The organism is Streptomyces virginiae, from assembly GCF_000720455.1.
Lineage (GTDB): Bacteria > Actinomycetota > Actinomycetes > Streptomycetales > Streptomycetaceae > Streptomyces > Streptomyces virginiae.
In genome coordinates, this window is record NZ_JOAK01000049.1 from 19923 (window position 1) to 35224 (window position 15302).

A 15302-nucleotide genomic window follows, 5' to 3' on the forward strand; every position below is an offset into this window, starting at 1 on the left:
CGACGCGGGTACTCCGCGCGGCATCCGGACCGGGTGCTCCCGGCCGGGAACCCGGCCCCGGCCGACGGTTCCTCGTTCATGCGTTGGTGTCCGGCGCCGCACAGCCCGTCGATCGGTGCACCGGCGTTGGTCCGCGACACCACCGACACGTCGACGAGCGGCGCTGCCTGGCTCCGTACGGGAGCCGGGCGACAGGTCCTTACGGTTGTTCGCACCGCGAAGAACCTGTCGCCGCGCCGACCGCAGGCGTGTGCAGGGTCAGGCGGTGTGCAGCGTCAGGCCGTAGCGGCCGAGGATTTCGTTGATCGGCTGGAACCACGTCTGGCCGCCGGACGAGCAGTTGCCCCAGCCGCCGGAGGTGACGCCCTGGGCCTGGTCCCCGCTGAGGAACGAGCCGCCGGAGTCGCCTCCCTCGGCGCAGACGCTGGTCTTCGTCATCTGGTGGACGGCGCCCTGGCTGTAGTTGACGGTCTCGTTCTTGGCGAGGACGGTGCCGCAGTGCCAGTGCGTCGTGGACCCCGACCGGCAGATCGAGGCGCCCACGGGTGCCTCGGCGGAACCGCGTACCAGCTGGTCCGGGATGGTGCCCCAGCCGAGCACCACCGGTACGGTCCACCAGCCGCTGTGGATGCCGACGTACGCGTAGTCGTTGCCGGGGAACGAGGATCCCTGGAAGGTGCCCATCGCGGACCCGTCCCAGCCGCGCACGGCGGCCCCCGCCTGCGCGCAGTGCCCAGCCGTCACGAAGCCGCCGTACACGGAGAAGCCGATCGAACAGCGGACGTTGCCGGTGTAGTACGGGTCGCCGCCGACGGTGCCCGCGGCGTACGTACGGGGCGCCTGCGCCGTCTCGGCGACGGTGACGGGGCCGCCGGCCCGGGCCTGGTCGACGAACTCCCGTACGGCGGGGGCTTCCCGCTCGCTACGTACGACCGTGACGACGACGCTGTTGGTCCGCGGGTCGACGTGCCAGCCGGCCACCCCGGTGGGGGCGCGCAGCGTGTCCAGGCGCGCTTTGGCGCGGTCCAGCGCGGCTGCGCTGTGCCGGACGAGGAGCGTGTCGGCGCCCAGTGCCCGCGCCGACGACTCCTGCGCGCGGTCGGTCACCGCGACGACGAGCCGGCCGGTGGAAGGCTCGTACCACGAGCCGCCGTACGCACCACCCACGGCCTGCCGTGCGGTCTTCTCCACGGCCGCGGCGGCCTTTTCGGCGCTCAGCCGTTCCTCGGCCTGGGAAGCGGTGAGCCCGAGGTCCCGGCGCATCGCGTCGAGCAGTCCGGCCGAGGCGGACGGCGCTGCGGCGGACGATGCTGCGGCGGGCTGCGGAAGCGGGACGGCGCTCGCCACGTCGGCATGGGCGGCGCCAAGGCCGACGGTCAGGAGCAGGGCGGCGACGGCGGCGCGTAAGGGAGTGGTGTGTTTCACGAGACCTCCTGGTGTGGGGGATTGAGTGCTTGAGAGCGCTCTCGGAGGGTGTCGGTTGTTACGCTAGCTCACCCGTATTTGGCAGGTCCATACCAAGTTCCGCCCCGCCGTGGCCGGGCCCCACGCGACCACTCGGTCACCGAGGACCGTTCCCGGCACCGAGGGCCGACCTCGTTACCGGCCCGACCGACGTCGCGGTCGCGGTTGGGGGCCGGGGCCGGGGCCGCGATCGCCCTCAGCGGCAACCAGCCGTCCCTCGGTCTCCTGAAGGCGGTGTTCGGCAGAGCCCGCACGGCAGCCCTGCGCGGCGACCACCCCACCCCCCCGCGGGCTCCTCGCCGAAGGCCGGCGCACCCTGTTTCGCTGTTGGGGCGCTGTTCTTGAGGGAGCGTCGCCCATATCTTGTACTTCTTCCTCCGTACGCCGTATCGCTGCCACCGTTCTGGCGGCCGGTGCGATCGTCTCGGCTGCCGCGGTGCCGGCGGCCGCGCATGACGACGACCGTCATCACCAGCAGCGGCCGCGGGTGAAGATCTGAAGACGTCGATGTCGCCGGTGTCGATCGCGTGCAGGCCCCTCCATCACGTTCTCGTCCGGCCTTGCCCGGGCACCGAGTTGCCACGGCCACCTGACGGAGAGCTCGTCCGATTCGCGATCAGCGCCGGGTCCCGCAGGGTCGCGCACTGTTCGAGCAGCGGTGTCAGGGTCCCGCGGCCCAGTGCCCCGGAGCTCACCGTGGCCTCGCCCTCGTCGCTGCTGACCGCCGCGATCTCGGTAGACGGGGCGGTCAGTGTTCGAGGTCGGCGCGCATGGCGCCGAAGAGGCGGGCGGCGTCGGCCGGGGTCGTGCGGGGGAAGAGTGCGACGGCGGCGGTGGTGGTGTCGGACCAGCCGCAGATGACGTCGGTGGTGTTGGCGGACTCCGGCAGGCTGAGGCACTCGAGGGATCCGCCGAATGGGCCGGGCTGGTACGGCTTCGCGGTGGTCGGGGTGCCGGTGGATCCGTTCTGCAGCGCGTAGTCGATCAGGCCGCGCCAAAGGTGCTCGCGACGCTTGTTCGGGTCCTCCGGAACGCTGTCGACGCCAACGAAAAGGATGCGGCGGCCGGAGGTTTGCCCGGCACGGTTGTAGTCAGCGACCACCAGGTGCATGCCGTCACGCATCTCGCCCGGGTCAACCGGAACGTCGGAGACCGCGCCGGCACCCGTGGCCTTGGTGAGCCCGCCGGCGGTGGCGGCCTCGGCCAGCGTGTGCTTGCCGGAACCGGCGGGCGAGGTGGAGGAGGCGGGCGCGGAGGCAGTGGCGGAGGCGGCGGAAGGAGCGGGAGGAGCAGGAGGAGCAGGAGGGGCTTCGGCTTCGGCTGCGGGGTCGCAGGCGGTCAGCGTCAGCGTGGTTGTGAGGGCGATCGTGGCGAGGAGGGTGCGGGGACCAAGGCTGGGCATGGCGGAGTCTCCCGGGGTGTGGTGGTGGCTGGGCTGCTGGGCCCAATGGCCGCACGCTAGTGGCCGGCTGGGCGGGCTGGTGCCCTCAGCCCAGTTCCCTTACAGCACCGGGACAAGGCGGTGACGCAAGCGGACGGCGATGACAGGCATGGTGGTGCGAGTGTTGCTGGCCGCGGCCGGTAGGTGCTGGACGGGGGGAGCAGTGGTGATGACGGGCAGGCGGCGCTGCACCGGCGCCGCTGTGCCGGCGGGGACGGCGGCGTGTGCGGCTCGTGGGCCGAGAGATACGGGCACGAGACCGTCGTCCTGTGCTTGAGCCTGGTGGCCGGAACGGTGGCACTGGCCAGCGCGTGGCGCGGGTGCCCCGCACCCTCCGCGCGCCCGCCCTGTCGGCGCCGGACACCGCTGGGTGGCCGGGGTGCTCGGCCCGCCGGGAGGCGGACCGGGAGTGGTCGCTGAGGCTGCTGAAGGCGATCGACGGAGTCGGGGACGAAACCGGCACGGCGGAGGAGCGATCGGAGGTCGAGCAGATCGTCCGCCACAGCGTCGCAGGACTCCGGGCTGCCAGTACCCGCAGCCGGGCCACGGCTACCCGCTCCTGTGCGGAGCTCCATCCGTGCGATCTCTCGAGCCGACACGCTCCCTCGGCCTGCGGCCCGCCTCTGTCGGTCCAGCCACGCCACACCGACCCCCGCCAGATCGCGGCCCGGGGTCCGGATCTGCCGTGTCCGGCCCGCCATCCCGGCCGGATGACGCTCGCCGATCTGGCGCTGCTCCTGGACGCCTCGGTCGAAGCCCCTGCTCGGGGAGCGGCCGGCGGAACACCTCTGGCATGTGGCGGTCCGCAACCACCCCGACGACCCGGCCCTGTTCGACGGCCAGTGGGCGGAGGTGGCCGCCGCCATGGTCGCGGTTGCGGGGATCGCCGAGCGCGGTGACGCACGCCTTGCCGGTGGATCGCCGCGCGGCACGCGACCGACCACATCCACATCGTCACGACGCTCGGGCGGCAGGACGGCCGTCACCGCCGCCTGTGCGGCGACATCCCCAAGATGCACACCGCCGCCCGCGCTTTCGAAGCCGGCTGGGGTCCTAGCCCGAAGTCACCGCTGGACCGGACCGCGCGCCGCCCGCTCACCGGCGAGGCCCGAGAAGGCCGCCCGCCGCACCGTCCGTACCGCCGCCGCCCTCGCCCACGGCGACACCGATTTCTTCGACCCTCTACGCGACGCCGGACTCCGTGTACGCGAGCGCCGGGCGACGACGGCACGCTGATCGGGTACGTGGTGGCGCTGCCCGGTGACCGTGCGGACCGCGGTACCCGCCCGGTGTGGTTCGCGGTCCCACTCTCGCCTACGACCAGTCCCTGCCCCGGGTGCGTGAGCGCTTCACCCCGCACATCGCGCCGGCCGACCGGGCGCTCGCCCAGACGCGGATCCGGGAGGCCTCCGCTCTCCTGGGCCGCGCGGGACGGGCCGACGGTGCCGGTGACGTCGCCGCCCTCGGCGACCTCCTGGCCATCACTGCGGCGTACTCACCGGACCTGGTCCGTGACCGCGTCCGCGCGGCGGCCGCCGCGTCGAGCAGGCCGCCCCCCGCTCCCGGCGCCCGCTCGTTGGAAGGCCGGGCCCGCGCCGGCTGGCGGGCCTCCACCCGCGCGTGGGAACACGCCCCCCGCGCCGCCCGGGGTGGTGGCGCCGCGGTTGTGCTGACGCTGCTGACTGCGCTCGTGGAGGCGGTGGAGGCCGCGGCCGCGTGGCACCGCGCGCAAGGGTTCCATGCGCAGGCGAGAGCTGCTGCCGACGCTGCCGTGCTGCTGCGCGACGCGGCGGCCCTGACCGGCAGCCGCCCTTGAGGCCAGCCCGGCCGGGAGCTGACGCGTCCCGTCCGTTGTTCCCCACACCCCAGTGCGTGTATCGCGCGGTGAGGAGGAAGATGGTGGCATGGCCGTGGTGAAGGACATCGATGTTCGCGGTATGCAGCACTGTGAGACGACGGCACTGGGCATGCTGCTGCGGCATGAGGGACTCGACTTGTCCGAACCCATGCTGTTCGGGCTCGGATCCGGGTTGTCCTTCATCTACTGGGACAGCAAAAGTATGGGCTTCCCCTTCCTAGGCGGCCGGGTCAAGCCGTTCGAGCTCACCAGGAACTTGACTGCCATGCTCGGACTTGAGCTTCTGGTCGGGGAGACCACCTCCCTGCGCAAGGCGTGGCAGAACGTGGCGGCACCCATCGACGCCGGTCGGCCGGTGGGCCTTCAGCTCGACAGCTACCACCTGGACTATTTCAGCACCAAGGTGCATTTCGGCGGGCACGTCGTGGCCATGTACGGCTATGACGAACAGGACGCCTACCTGCAGGACACCGGCCCGCAGGGCGGAGCCGTCTCGACCAGTCTCGCCAGCCTGGCCAGGGCCAGGGCCGAGCGCGGCCCCATGACCGCCAAGAACCGCTCCTTCACCATCACGGCGCCCGTCGGCCTGACGCAACCGCAAGACCGGATCATCCCTGCGATCACGACCTGCGCCGACGCCTTCTTGCACCCACCCATCGCGAACCTGGGCCACCGGGGCATCGCGAAGGCAGCCGAGCAAGTGCCGAAGTGGCTGCAGCGCAGCCGCAACCCGCTTGAGGACCTGCCGGAGGCCGCAGTCCTCATGGAGAGGGCCGGCACCGGCGGCGCCCTCTTCCGCAACCTCTACCGGGACTTCCTCGCCGAGTGCGCCCGGCTGATCGACAGCAACCACCTGCGCACTGGTCACAGCCTGTTCACCGAGGCCGCCGGCCTCTGGACAGAAGTGGCCGCGCTCATCGCAGCAGCAGGCACATCCGGTGACGTGAACCATCTCGTGCGGGCCGGCTCCGTACTCAGTGACCTCGCGCGTATCGAGCACGATGCGATGCAGGCACTCACCAAGCTCTAAAGGTTGTTTCACAAGGTCGTCTGGATCGATACGCCGTCCGCTATATGCAGGTTTACCCCCGGCGCTTGCCTGCCGAGAATCCGGGCAAATCGGGTCGTGTCCGCAAAGTCCCGCCTGCGGGCGGCCGACGCTACATTGCGGACACTCCCTAGCGCCCCGCGGGGGCGTTTCCCCCTTCGCCGCTGAACGGCGTTCTGTTGGAGGTCCGGGCGCCGAGGGCCCCAACCCGCGCGGCCCCGCGTCTCAATTCAAGGCCGGCTGACACGGAAGGTGGACGTCCGTCGATGCCGGAGGCTCTGGTGCGTGACGCGGTCCGCGCGTCCCCGGCGTGGCCGCACATCGCGGCCGCGATGGCATCCACCGGTGTGCCGGCCCGCCCGCGCGCGGGGCAGTGCCCACCGGACCGGACGGGCCCGTCGGCCCGTACCCGCTGGCCCGCCCGACCGAGGAAGCCGTTGCTGATGACGTCCGGATACCCGCCGCTGCCCGAGCCGTTCGCCGCAGCACGGGGCGAGGCCGCGTACACGGCGGCGATGGCCCACCGCCTGGTGCTGGCCATCTCCGACGCGGTCCGCCGCGCCGCCCAGAAGCGCCTCACCGGCCGGGAGGAGGAACTCGGCGAGGACGCCGAGGCGATGGTGTCGGGCTGGTCGGCCGAGCAGCTGCGCGGCCATCTCGGCGACGACGTCAGCCCCAGCAGACCGAGACCCAGCAGGCCGTACATCAAGCCCATCCGTAACCTCCGAATGCGCTGCTCCCTGTCGCTTCCCGTTGTCACATGTCCCCCTGAGAAACACCGGATGCCGGTTGGCTGAGCAGGATGGAGGCGCTGTCGACACCCGGCAAGGGGCCCATCTGCACGGGGTTGTTCATGCCGGTGAAGGCGAGGCTGATCGGGTTCGGGCGGGCCGTCGGTGGTCGCCTTGAGCAGGAACGGCGTGCAGCAGACGGTATCGGCCGCATCCAGCACCGCCACAGAGCTGCCGCTGCCCGCCCGGCCCTGCGCCCCGGTCGGCCTCGTGGGAGCCGGCCGGGCCGGCCAGGGTCAGCTGCACCCGTCAGCGCTGCTGGATCCACCAGGTGATCCATCCCATCAGGAACGTCCGTTCCCGCTCCACCACCGCCCCCACCGTGGCCACCGGCCTTCCTGCCACCGCAGCGGCCGCGGCTTCGGCGCAGGCCGCGGGGAGTCAAGGCCGGCAGGACTGCCGGACGCGGAGCAGCTCGGTCCGCAGCACGGGTGTGCCGTCGACCGGTGCCGGGTCCTCCGCGGTCGGCTCGATTCCTCCGGCGGCGGTTTTGTCGAGTGTTGCCAGGCCGTCGGGGCCGACCGTGCCGAACACCGTGTAGTTCGGGCGCAGCGCGGAGTCGCCGTAGACGACGAAGAACTGTGAGCCGTTCGTGTCCGGACCGGCGTTGGCCATCGCCAGCAGGCCGCGCCCGTACAGGCGGCGTGCGCCGGTCGGATCGGTCGGTGCGGGTGGCAGATCCACCGGCAACTCGTCCTTGTACTTGTACCCGGGCCCTCCCTCACCGGTACCGGTCGGGTCGCCGCACTGCAGGACCTTCAGCGTCGGATACGCCGTCAGACGGTGGCACACCGTTCGGTCGTAGAACCCATGCCGTGCCAGGTGCAGAAAACTTTGTACCGTGCATGGTGCCTTGGCCCGGTCCAAACGCAGCGGGAGCGGACCCTGGCTGGTCGGAACAGCCATGTCAACCGTGCCACGGCTAGGGGTGCGCCGCGGGTCAGGCGGCAGCGGAACATGACGCGCGGGCGGCTCGTCCGGGGTCTGTGTGTACTGGCAAGGGCCGTGCGTGGTGCGCGGCGGAGCGCCGTCGGAAGCGGTAGCGGCACTTCCCCCGGACACGACTAACGTCACGGCCGCAAATGCGCTGATCAGTGCTCGGTTCATCTTGCGCGCCCTCCTGATGATCGCCAGGTTTTGGAGCGGTCGCAGTCTAGGGCGTGGTGTGGGCGGCGGGAATGGGCAGTGACAGGAGGCCGGCGAGGGGCGCTGCTGCGGTGGTCGGTCCGGATGGTGACCGCCGGGCAGCTGCCGGGGGGCCTGGTCCTCGATGGCGAACTCGTCGTCTGGGACATTGCAGTCGGCTTCGGCTGTTCTGCAAAGCGTCAGCAGGGGACGTGTGTCGCAGCCCGCGTCGCTAGACGAAGGCCCCGGGGGTCACGACGTCCCGGGGCCTCCACTTCGCTGACCTCCCAGCTCAACGACGAGCTGGGCGGCATGTCACGCCCAGTCCACACCCAGCTTCGCGAGCGAGGCGAGCTGGTCGGCGGCAGTGAGTTGTCGAGTGGCTCTTGGTGCGGCCCCCGGTCGCCGTGACGTACGTCCGGTGCGCCCTGTGCGGAGCACCCGGTGAGCTCGTCGTCCTCGAGGACGAGCGGCTGGACCTGGTGCTGGGCCGGGCCAGGAGCCACGTCCCCGCCCGCGGACTGCCCGGACGTCGCCGAGTCGGTTGCGCAGATACCTGGCCGCAGAACCGATGGTCACCCCGGTGACTACCGCGGAGGCACTGGCACACGCGTCCCGCCGGCCCAGGATGAGCCGCGAGCGTGGCAGCCCTGGTGGCTGCCGGCATGGAGAAGGCCGGGACGCGGATGCTGTATGAGTCCGGGTGCTGAGGGGGGGCCTCCGCTCAGGAGCGGACCTCCTCGTCCAGCACGCCGCCGAGGCCCGCTCCCGCGCGTCGAAGTGGGCCGTCTTCCGGCGGATCGGCGCCCGTAGAAGCACCGCGGACCACGCTCCGGCTACGCGGTGAGAACCGCCGAATCGAGGCCGCGAGCGGCGACGAGCTGGGCACTGCCGTCGGCCAGTCGGTAGGACAGCCCCACCATGCCGAGGCGGCCGTCGGCCACTCTCTCAGCCAGGACGCGGGAGCGTTCCAGCAGCAGGTCCACGGTGTGCTCGATGTGTTCCGCCAGGATCTCGTCGGCCGTCTCGCGGCCGGCTGCGCGGGCTGCCAGCACGCTCGGGGTAACCCGCTCGACAACGTCACGGACGAAGCCGCCCGGCGTCCGCCCGTTCTCCAGCGCGGAGCAGGCCGCGGCGACAGCGCCGCACGAGTCGTGGCCGAGGACGACGACCAGAGGCGCGTCGAGGACGCTCACGCCGAACTCTATGGAGCCGAGCACTTCCGCACCGGCGACGTGCCCCGCGGTGCGGACCACGAACAGGTCACCCAGGCCTCGGTCGAAGATGATCTCGGCGGCCAGCCGGGAGTCGGAGCACCCGAACAGTACGGCGAAGGGCTGCTGGGACGGTGCGGTCTCGGCACGGCGGGCGGCGTCCTGGTTCGGATGCTCGGAAGCGCCTGAGACGAACCGTTGGTTGCCCGCCATGAGCAGATCGAAGGCGTCGCGGGGAGTCGGAGTCTGGATCTCGGCCATGGCCGCAGCCTACGATGCCGCCCCAGCCGTCGCACGACCTGGCCCCGCCGGACCGGGCCACGCGGCGCCTTCCCTTCCCACGCGTCCGACGAGAGAGGCTTCGCAGCCCGCCTGCGCCTGGAGCCATGGATGACCGGATAAGCCAGCACCTCAACGACTGCGACCACATGGGTGACCCGCTGGCGGGAGACGTACCCGCGCTCGAGCAGCGACCAGCGACCAGCAGGTGACCCTGCAGGGCGCCGGCGCACGGCCCGCACGCCCTGGCCGTCGCCGGCCGGCGCGCGATGAGGTCAGGCCGCGGCCGGTGGCTCAATGAGGAACGGCAGATGCCCCGGCCATCGCCAGTAGCCCACCCACTTGCGGGTGGGGGCCCTGCGAGCGGCGTCGGGGCGGGTCACACAGTGGTCCGAGGCCCGGCAGCGCGGCGGAGCCGGTTGGCGATCGCCAGTCCCAGGCCCTCCTCGGTCGGCAGAGACGCGACGATGAGGTCGCAGCCCTGCTGGTCGAGTTCGCGCAGGAACCCGTACAGCCCCTGCGCGTAAGCGGTCATCGAGGCGGGTAGCGCCACCACGGCGTGCGCCTTCACCGGAACGTGCGCGACGGAGGCAGGCACGAGGACGCCCACCCGATGCCCCAGCCGTTGAGCGAGTTCTGCTTCGGCGATGACCCTGTCCGGCTCGACGAGGACGACCCGTCCACGCGGTGCATAGTGGGACGGATGCTGGCCGGGCACCCGGACCCGGCTCGACGACGGGGCCGCGAGCGGGCCGCCCAGCAGCGCTTCGAGGGCCTCACGGGTCACTCCACCAGGCCGAAGGATGGTCGGGGTGTCGCCCGTGGCGTCCACGATGGTCGACTCGACGCCCACGGCGCAGGAGCCGCCGTCCAGCACGAAGTCGACGGCGTCACCCAGCTCCGTACGCACATGGTCCGCCGTTGTCGGGCTGACCGCGCCGAAGCGGTTGGCGGACGGGGCCGTAACACCTCCGCCGAAGGTCGACAGCAGCGCGAGTGCGACAGGGTGGTCAGGTACGCGCACGGCCACCGTCTCCAGGCCACCCGTTGCTTCAAGCGGTACTCGGCGACCACGCCGAAGAACCAGCGTGAGCGGCCCCGGCCAGAAATGTTCAGCCAGCCGGCGGGCCGTGTCGGGCACGTCCTGGACCCAGTCGTCCAACGACTCGGCGCTGGGAATGTGGACGATGAGCGGGTGGGAGGGCGGGCGTCCTTTGGCCTGGAAGATGCGCGCTACGGCAGCGGGGTCCTCGGCGTTGGCGCCCAAACCGTAGACCGTCTCGGTCGGGAGGGCGACCAGGCCGCCGGCGCGCAGCACGCCGGCTGCCTTCTCGATGTCACTGGTATTTGCCGTCACCCGCGCAATCCTAGGAGCACAACGGGTCGGTATTTCCCGGGTCGGCGCACGCGCAGGGCCTCGCTGGGCGACGGAGCTCAGAGGGCTGCGGTCGCCCTGGCGCTGAACGGGCGACCCCGTCCGCAGCTTGCGCTGGCTGCGCTGACGCACAGCATGGTCGTGGCAGCCCATCGTCGAGAACGGTTCCGCCGTGCCCCGAGGATACAGCCCCAGGCGTGAGCGCCAGTACGAGCACATCAAGGAGTCCCGGGAGAAGCGCGGGTAGGCCGGAGGGCTGCGCGAAGGAGATGGCCTCTCGGACGGTGAACAAGGAACGCGCTCAGATCGGGGTGAGGGCAAGGCCGCGAGCCGCAGCTCGACCCGGGGCAGGTCCGCCTCGCAGCGCGGTGGCGAAAGTCCGGCGGAGGTGACGGATACTGCCCAGAGGGAGTCCCGCAGGGGGCGCCGGCCCGCTACGGGACGGCGCTCAGGCCAGGAAACGCTCCAAGGCCTCGCGGGCCCGGGCGTTCGAGGCCGCGGCCCGCGCCAGTGACCGGGCCAGGGCGTCGACCCACTCGTCCAGTTCCACTTGGTGCCGGGAGAGCACGATGCCCCGGACCTCGTGCAGGACCTCGCCGACGGTCCGCCCCCGGTCCGTCCGCAGCGAGAGCCGCTGCTCTCCGAGCGAGACGTCCAGCTCCACGACGGAACCCTCGCGCCCGGCCATCCGGTCCGCGAGGGTACGCCTGCGCCGGACCTGCACGGCGCCGGCCGGCAGCGAATCCGCCAGGTTCGCCGACAGCACCCGCGCGTACAGGTTCAGGTCCGCGCTGTCCCGTCGCAACGCCGCGGCCAGCAGTTCCACGTCCGTCTCAGCCATCGAGGCTCACCACCACGGTCGGTCGGTCGATGACGTGGTCGTCGCGCAGCGGGCGCACGGCCGTCCCGATGGCGAAGAACTCGGTGGTGTGGCCTCCCCAGCCGTGTGTGTGCTGCTTCAGCTGTACGGCCACGATTCCTTCGGCTTCCAGGGCCTCACCTTCCGCCCGCATGCGGCTCATGGCCAGTTCGCGCGCATCGTAGAGCGCTTGGGTGAAGGGCTCGATCTCGACGTTGCGGCCCGCGTTGCTCAGTACCTGGGTGAAGCGCTGGTGTGCCACGTGATAGACGCACGACCCCATGACCAGGTCCAAGGGCGCGTAACCAGCCCGGATCAGCGTCCAGAACTCCTGGCCGGACAGGTCCGAGGTGAAGGGCTTGCCCTTGTTGTTGAGCCACGTCCCGCCCGGTCCCGGGTCCGCCCCGTCCGCCTTCACGGCCGTGCCGACCGCGATGAACTCGGCGATGTCCGACCCGAACTCCTTGAACTCGATGTCCAGCCGCACGCCCACGATCCCGTCCGCCCCCAGCGCGCTCGCCTCGGCCTCCATCCGGCGCATCGCCAGCTCGCGGGCGCGGTACATGGCATCCGACAGCTTGGTCAGTTCCTGGTTCTTCGACCACCGGCCGAGCTGGAGGCCGACGTGATAGACGGAGGTGCCGAGAACCAGGTCGAGCGGGCGGAAGCCTGCCTCGCGCACCAGCAGGAACTCGTTCACCGTCAGGTCCGAGGTGAAGAGCGCGCCCTTCTCCCCGGGCTGGATTCGCGCGAGCCGACGCATGGCGTCCTCGGCCACGTCCTGTGCCGGCGGCGGCGAGGCTTCCCCGAGCACGTCCCGCCCCGTTCTTTCGGTCATCTCAGCCCTCGCGCTCCAGTCGCATGATGGTCAGTGGTGGTTTGGTGCCGGCGGCCCGTTCGGAGCGGCCGAACCGGGCGATCGAGGTGCCGACGAAGACGGCCTCGGCCGTGAGGTCGCGCGTCGATCCGTACGTGGGGCACTCGCTCTCCCCGACTCGCAGCTCCACGCCGTCCACCACCACCCCGTCGCCGCCGTGCTTCTCCGTGTCGAGGACCAGCTGCTTGCGGGCCTCCCGGCGGACATGGCCGACGAGGTGGGTGTAGCAGCCGACCTCCTGGTTCCGGGCGCTGAGGGGAACCCGGAAGGAGCTGCGCCAGTCGTCGTGCCCGATCGCGAAGGCGACGCCGAAGGCGAGTCCGACGGGAACCCACCCGGCGTGCACGAGCTTGGCGAAGTCCTGGCCGCTCACGTGTGAGGTGAAGGGCGTACGCGGCCGGATGCGTGAGCGGGCCCGGACCGCAGTGCCGCGCGCAGTGAACTCCACACCCCCTGCGGGGAACTCGCCGACCCGCAGTTCCACGCCGACGATCCCGTCACCGCCGAGCGCGCCGCATTCGGCGACCGCCCGGGCGAGAGCCGACCTGCGCGCCGCGTACATCGTCCGTACAAGCTGCGACAGGGAGGGCGTCCACCTGGAGGCCGGCACTGGGGTGTTGTCGTCGGTGACCGACCAACTGCCGGGGCAGCCCCACACACCCGTGAACCCGACGTTGAAGACGGCTGTGCCGAGCACCTGCCCGACCGGTTCGAAGCCTGCGCCGCCGATCGCCGCGGCCTCCTGGCTCGACAGCGCGGAGGCCCAGCTACCGTCCGACTGTGGCGCCGCAGTCCCTCCGCCCGTGAGACCAGGCAGTCCGGCGTTCCCTCGCTGTGTCATGGACCCCCACCGTCGATCTCGCCCTACCGCGCGGATCGCGCCCCCGTTCGGCAGATTATGTCATCAGGGGATCGGTAACGGTGATCAACAGCTCAAACGTCGCCGCGCCTCGAGGCGGGCGCCGTTGCCCCTCGGGCCCATGCGTTCCGCCCGCCGGATGGAGCGGGCCGTCGACGTCCATATCCAGATCGGCGCCTCTTGAAGAGCGTTTCCCGCAGCCACCATGACCTACGAGGCCGACCAGGCCGACCTGTTGCGGCACGAGAAGGAGATCGCCGCACACCAGTCCTTCGACTACGCGCTGTTCGACGCGGCGGAAACAGCTCTGCTCGGCTGCGTCTACATCGACCCACCGGAGAAGGCCGGTGCGGACGGCGAGATCTCCTGGTGGGTGGTGGACGAGCTGGTGGACAGCAAGGTCGAGCAGGCCCTCGACGAGCTGGTGCCGCGGTGGATCGCCGCCGACGGGCCCTTCGAGCAGCCGCGCTTCCTCGGCCGAGAGATCTCCTGGTCGGACCGGCTCGCCCCGCCGGAGCACCCCGACGCGCAAGTCCGTGGTGGAGCCCACTGCCCCGATCTCCGCCGGACGGGGCTTTGACATCTCAGGTCCCGCCCGATGTGTGGCAGGGGCCATGCCGCCGCGATCGCCTAGGTCGTGTCCGCAAAGTCCCGCCTGCGCGGCGGGGTCCGGCACGCGCGCTTGCCGCGTTGTCGTCGGTCGCCGATGCTCCGCATCGGCTCCCTCCTCCGCCTTGCAATCGCAACCATCCTGCGGTCCCGGCCCTGCGGCATGACGATCAGTGCTTGAAGACGTCCTTGACCTTCTCCTTGGCCTCGCGGGCGTCGCCCTTGGCCTGCTCCGCGCGGCCCTCGGCGGTCAGCCTCTCGTTGCCCGTCAGGCGGCCAGCGGTCTCCTTGAGCTTGCCCTTGGCCTGCTCGCCCTTCGCCTCGGCCTTCTGCTCACCAGACACAGCTGATCACTCCCTCTTCGGTGGAAACGCCTTACGCAATCCCGTATGGCCGCTGGGCGCCCTCGTAAACGGGTGGGCTGTGAGAGGGCCCGGCTCGGGAGGGCCGCGGTACGGACCGGCGCACCGCCGGGGGAGGAGGGCGCGACCCGTCTTGTCCGCCTCCGGGCCCGCGCGTGACGACAGCGGCGGGGGAGAGGTCGTTGACCACGTGCCAGCCCATCCGCCCGTCCTGTCGACGGGGTCGGGGGTCCGTCCGCATGCGCGACATCCGCGGGCTCCAGCTCGGAGGCGACCAGGACGACCGTGCCGGCCTTCTCCCGGCCGTGGCCGGCTGCCTGGGGTCGAGGAACGCCCAGGTGGCCCGGCGTGCCCCAGTGGCGGCGACCGGAGGACGAAAGGCTGCGCGCTCGGCATTCGTCGTGGTCATCACGCCCCCGGGTCTGTCGTCGGTATCCCGCCCTGCCCGCTGCCTGGTCGCTGTGCCCCCGCGCCCGCAGCTGTGTGGCCCGGCGGCATCCGATTACCTCAAGGACACGCACGTGAAAATCTGTGTCGGCCAGAGTAGACATTGGGTGGTGGTGCGGTTATGGTTTCTCTCGTAGCCCAGTCAAGGAAAGCCCGGCAGAGATGAACTGCCGGGCAGCAGTACCCGCAGGTGCAGTTGTTGGACGGTGCGGCGGTGGAGTTCCGAAGCCAGAGCGTTTGCAGGACGGCGACGGGACTGACGGCCGGACCGGGAGGCCCGCAGTCATGAGGGGCCTCCGCAGGAAGTACCGCAGTAATGGCAGTACCCAGCAGTGAAGTCAGTGAGCAGCACCTCGGTGAAGGCGTCGGCTGCGGGCGCGCGCACCGGGACGTTCGGCAGTGGGGTTCCAAGCCAGGGCAGATGCACGATGGGCAACGGGGCTGGCTGCCGAAGGCGTGGCGCTTGGTCAGGCCACGAGCAGTAGCGCAGTACCAGTAGTACCGAATGGAGCAGTACCCGCAGTTCGCAGTACCAGCAGTTCGCGTTCCCCGCTAGGTAAGCAGTTGATCATCCGAGGGATGAACGGAGGGATTGGGCGCCATCAGGATCGCCCGGGCGGAAGTCTGAGCCCGGGTACCGCAGGACATCGATAGTGAGGTGGTCTCCGGTCAAGCAACCGCGATCCCCGCATCT

12 protein-coding genes and 2 pseudogenes are annotated in these 15302 nt (G+C 71.1%); 5 read left to right on the top strand and 9 right to left on the bottom strand.

Annotation, left to right across the window (positions count from 1 at the left end):
• Positions 1-258: 258 nt before the first annotated feature.
• Together IG86_RS0136585 and IG86_RS0136590 are read right to left on the bottom strand one after the other, a co-directional pair.
• Entirely contained in the window at positions 259-1425 is a 1167-nt protein-coding gene (locus IG86_RS0136585; protein WP_030902642.1) for a S1 family peptidase, read from the bottom strand.
• Positions 1426-2212: 787 nt separating this feature from the next.
• The gene (locus IG86_RS0136590) at positions 2213-2866 is read right to left on the bottom strand and encodes a hypothetical protein (protein ID WP_051785620.1); all 654 of its coding nucleotides are present in this window, start codon (positions 2864-2866) and stop codon (positions 2213-2215) included.
• Between the two features lie 1330 nt (positions 2867-4196).
• Here IG86_RS0136590 and IG86_RS44080 point away from each other — a divergent pair.
• From IG86_RS44080 to IG86_RS0136610, 3 genes are all read left to right on the top strand, one after another.
• Entirely contained in the window at positions 4197-4721 is a 525-nt protein-coding gene (locus IG86_RS44080) for a hypothetical protein (RefSeq protein ID WP_037943790.1), read from the top strand.
• A gap of 88 nt (positions 4722-4809) precedes the next feature.
• On the top strand, positions 4810-5793 hold the full coding sequence (locus IG86_RS0136605; protein ID WP_030902647.1) for a BtrH N-terminal domain-containing protein: 984 nt from the start codon (positions 4810-4812) through the stop codon (positions 5791-5793).
• A gap of 461 nt (positions 5794-6254) precedes the next feature.
• Positions 6255-6608, top strand: coding sequence for a hypothetical protein (locus IG86_RS0136610; RefSeq protein WP_030902649.1), 354 nt, complete (start codon positions 6255-6257; stop codon positions 6606-6608).
• Between the two features lie 375 nt (positions 6609-6983).
• Here IG86_RS0136610 and IG86_RS0136620 read toward each other — a convergent pair whose 3' ends face one another.
• The 3 genes from IG86_RS0136620 to IG86_RS0136630 form a co-directional block, all read right to left on the bottom strand.
• On the bottom strand, positions 6984-7709 hold the full coding sequence (locus IG86_RS0136620; protein WP_030902651.1) for a peptidylprolyl isomerase: 726 nt from the start codon (positions 7707-7709) through the stop codon (positions 6984-6986).
• Between the two features lie 854 nt (positions 7710-8563).
• On the bottom strand, positions 8564-9202 hold the full coding sequence (locus IG86_RS0136625) for a carbonic anhydrase (RefSeq protein WP_030830494.1): 639 nt from the start codon (positions 9200-9202) through the stop codon (positions 8564-8566).
• Positions 9203-9599: 397 nt separating this feature from the next.
• Entirely contained in the window at positions 9600-10577 is a 978-nt protein-coding gene (locus tag IG86_RS0136630) for an L-threonylcarbamoyladenylate synthase (RefSeq protein WP_030902653.1), read from the bottom strand.
• A 190-nt stretch (positions 10578-10767) separates the two neighbouring features.
• On the opposite strand from IG86_RS0136630, the pseudogene IG86_RS45650 reads away from it, so the two are divergent.
• Positions 10768-11109, top strand: a pseudogene (locus IG86_RS45650) (plasmid stabilization protein).
• On the opposite strand, the gene IG86_RS0136635 reads toward IG86_RS45650, so the two are convergent.
• From IG86_RS0136635 to IG86_RS40400, 3 genes are read right to left on the bottom strand one after another with little or no spacing between them, the layout of a single operon-like run.
• Positions 11044-11436: a hypothetical protein gene (locus tag IG86_RS0136635; RefSeq protein WP_030830489.1), complete on the bottom strand. Its 393-nt coding sequence runs from the start codon at positions 11434-11436 to the stop codon at positions 11044-11046. The pseudogene IG86_RS45650 and the gene IG86_RS0136635 sit on opposite strands and share 66 nt — an antisense overlap.
• A complete protein-coding gene (locus IG86_RS0136640) occupies positions 11429-12292 on the bottom strand; it encodes a heavy metal-binding domain-containing protein (RefSeq protein ID WP_208864296.1) in 864 nt (287 codons plus the stop codon). The genes IG86_RS0136635 and IG86_RS0136640 overlap by 8 nt, the downstream gene beginning before the upstream one ends.
• Position 12293: 1 nt before the next feature.
• Positions 12294-13172 (bottom strand): heavy metal-binding domain-containing protein, encoded by an 879-nt coding sequence (locus IG86_RS40400; RefSeq protein WP_078848520.1) that lies wholly within the window; start codon positions 13170-13172, stop codon positions 12294-12296.
• A 208-nt stretch (positions 13173-13380) separates the two neighbouring features.
• On the opposite strand from IG86_RS40400, the pseudogene IG86_RS0136650 reads away from it, so the two are divergent.
• Positions 13381-13770: pseudogene (locus tag IG86_RS0136650) on the top strand (hypothetical protein); the annotation flags it as partial.
• Between the two features lie 199 nt (positions 13771-13969).
• Here IG86_RS0136650 and IG86_RS41940 read toward each other — a convergent pair.
• Complete coding sequence (locus IG86_RS41940) at positions 13970-14143, bottom strand: CsbD family protein (protein WP_078848521.1); 174 nt, start codon at positions 14141-14143, stop codon at positions 13970-13972.
• Positions 14144-15302 lie beyond the last annotated feature (1159 nt).

Coding starts and splice junctions, on each gene's coding strand:
- IG86_RS0136610 (WP_030902649.1), top strand. CDS start 6,255: ATGACGTCCGGATACCCGCCGCTGCCCGAGCCGTTCGCCGCAGCACGG.
- IG86_RS0136640 (WP_208864296.1), bottom strand. CDS start 12,292: ATGACCGAAAGAACGGGGCGGGACGTGCTCGGGGAAGCCTCGCCGCCG.
- IG86_RS40400 (WP_078848520.1), bottom strand. CDS start 13,172: ATGACACAGCGAGGGAACGCCGGACTGCCTGGTCTCACGGGCGGAGGG.
- IG86_RS0136590 (WP_051785620.1), bottom strand. CDS start 2,866: ATGCCCAGCCTTGGTCCCCGCACCCTCCTCGCCACGATCGCCCTCACA.
- IG86_RS0136635 (WP_030830489.1), bottom strand. CDS start 11,436: ATGGCTGAGACGGACGTGGAACTGCTGGCCGCGGCGTTGCGACGGGAC.
- IG86_RS0136625 (WP_030830494.1), bottom strand. CDS start 9,202: ATGGCCGAGATCCAGACTCCGACTCCCCGCGACGCCTTCGATCTGCTC.
- IG86_RS0136620 (WP_030902651.1), bottom strand. CDS start 7,709: ATGAACCGAGCACTGATCAGCGCATTTGCGGCCGTGACGTTAGTCGTG.
- IG86_RS0136605 (WP_030902647.1), top strand. CDS start 4,810: ATGGCCGTGGTGAAGGACATCGATGTTCGCGGTATGCAGCACTGTGAG.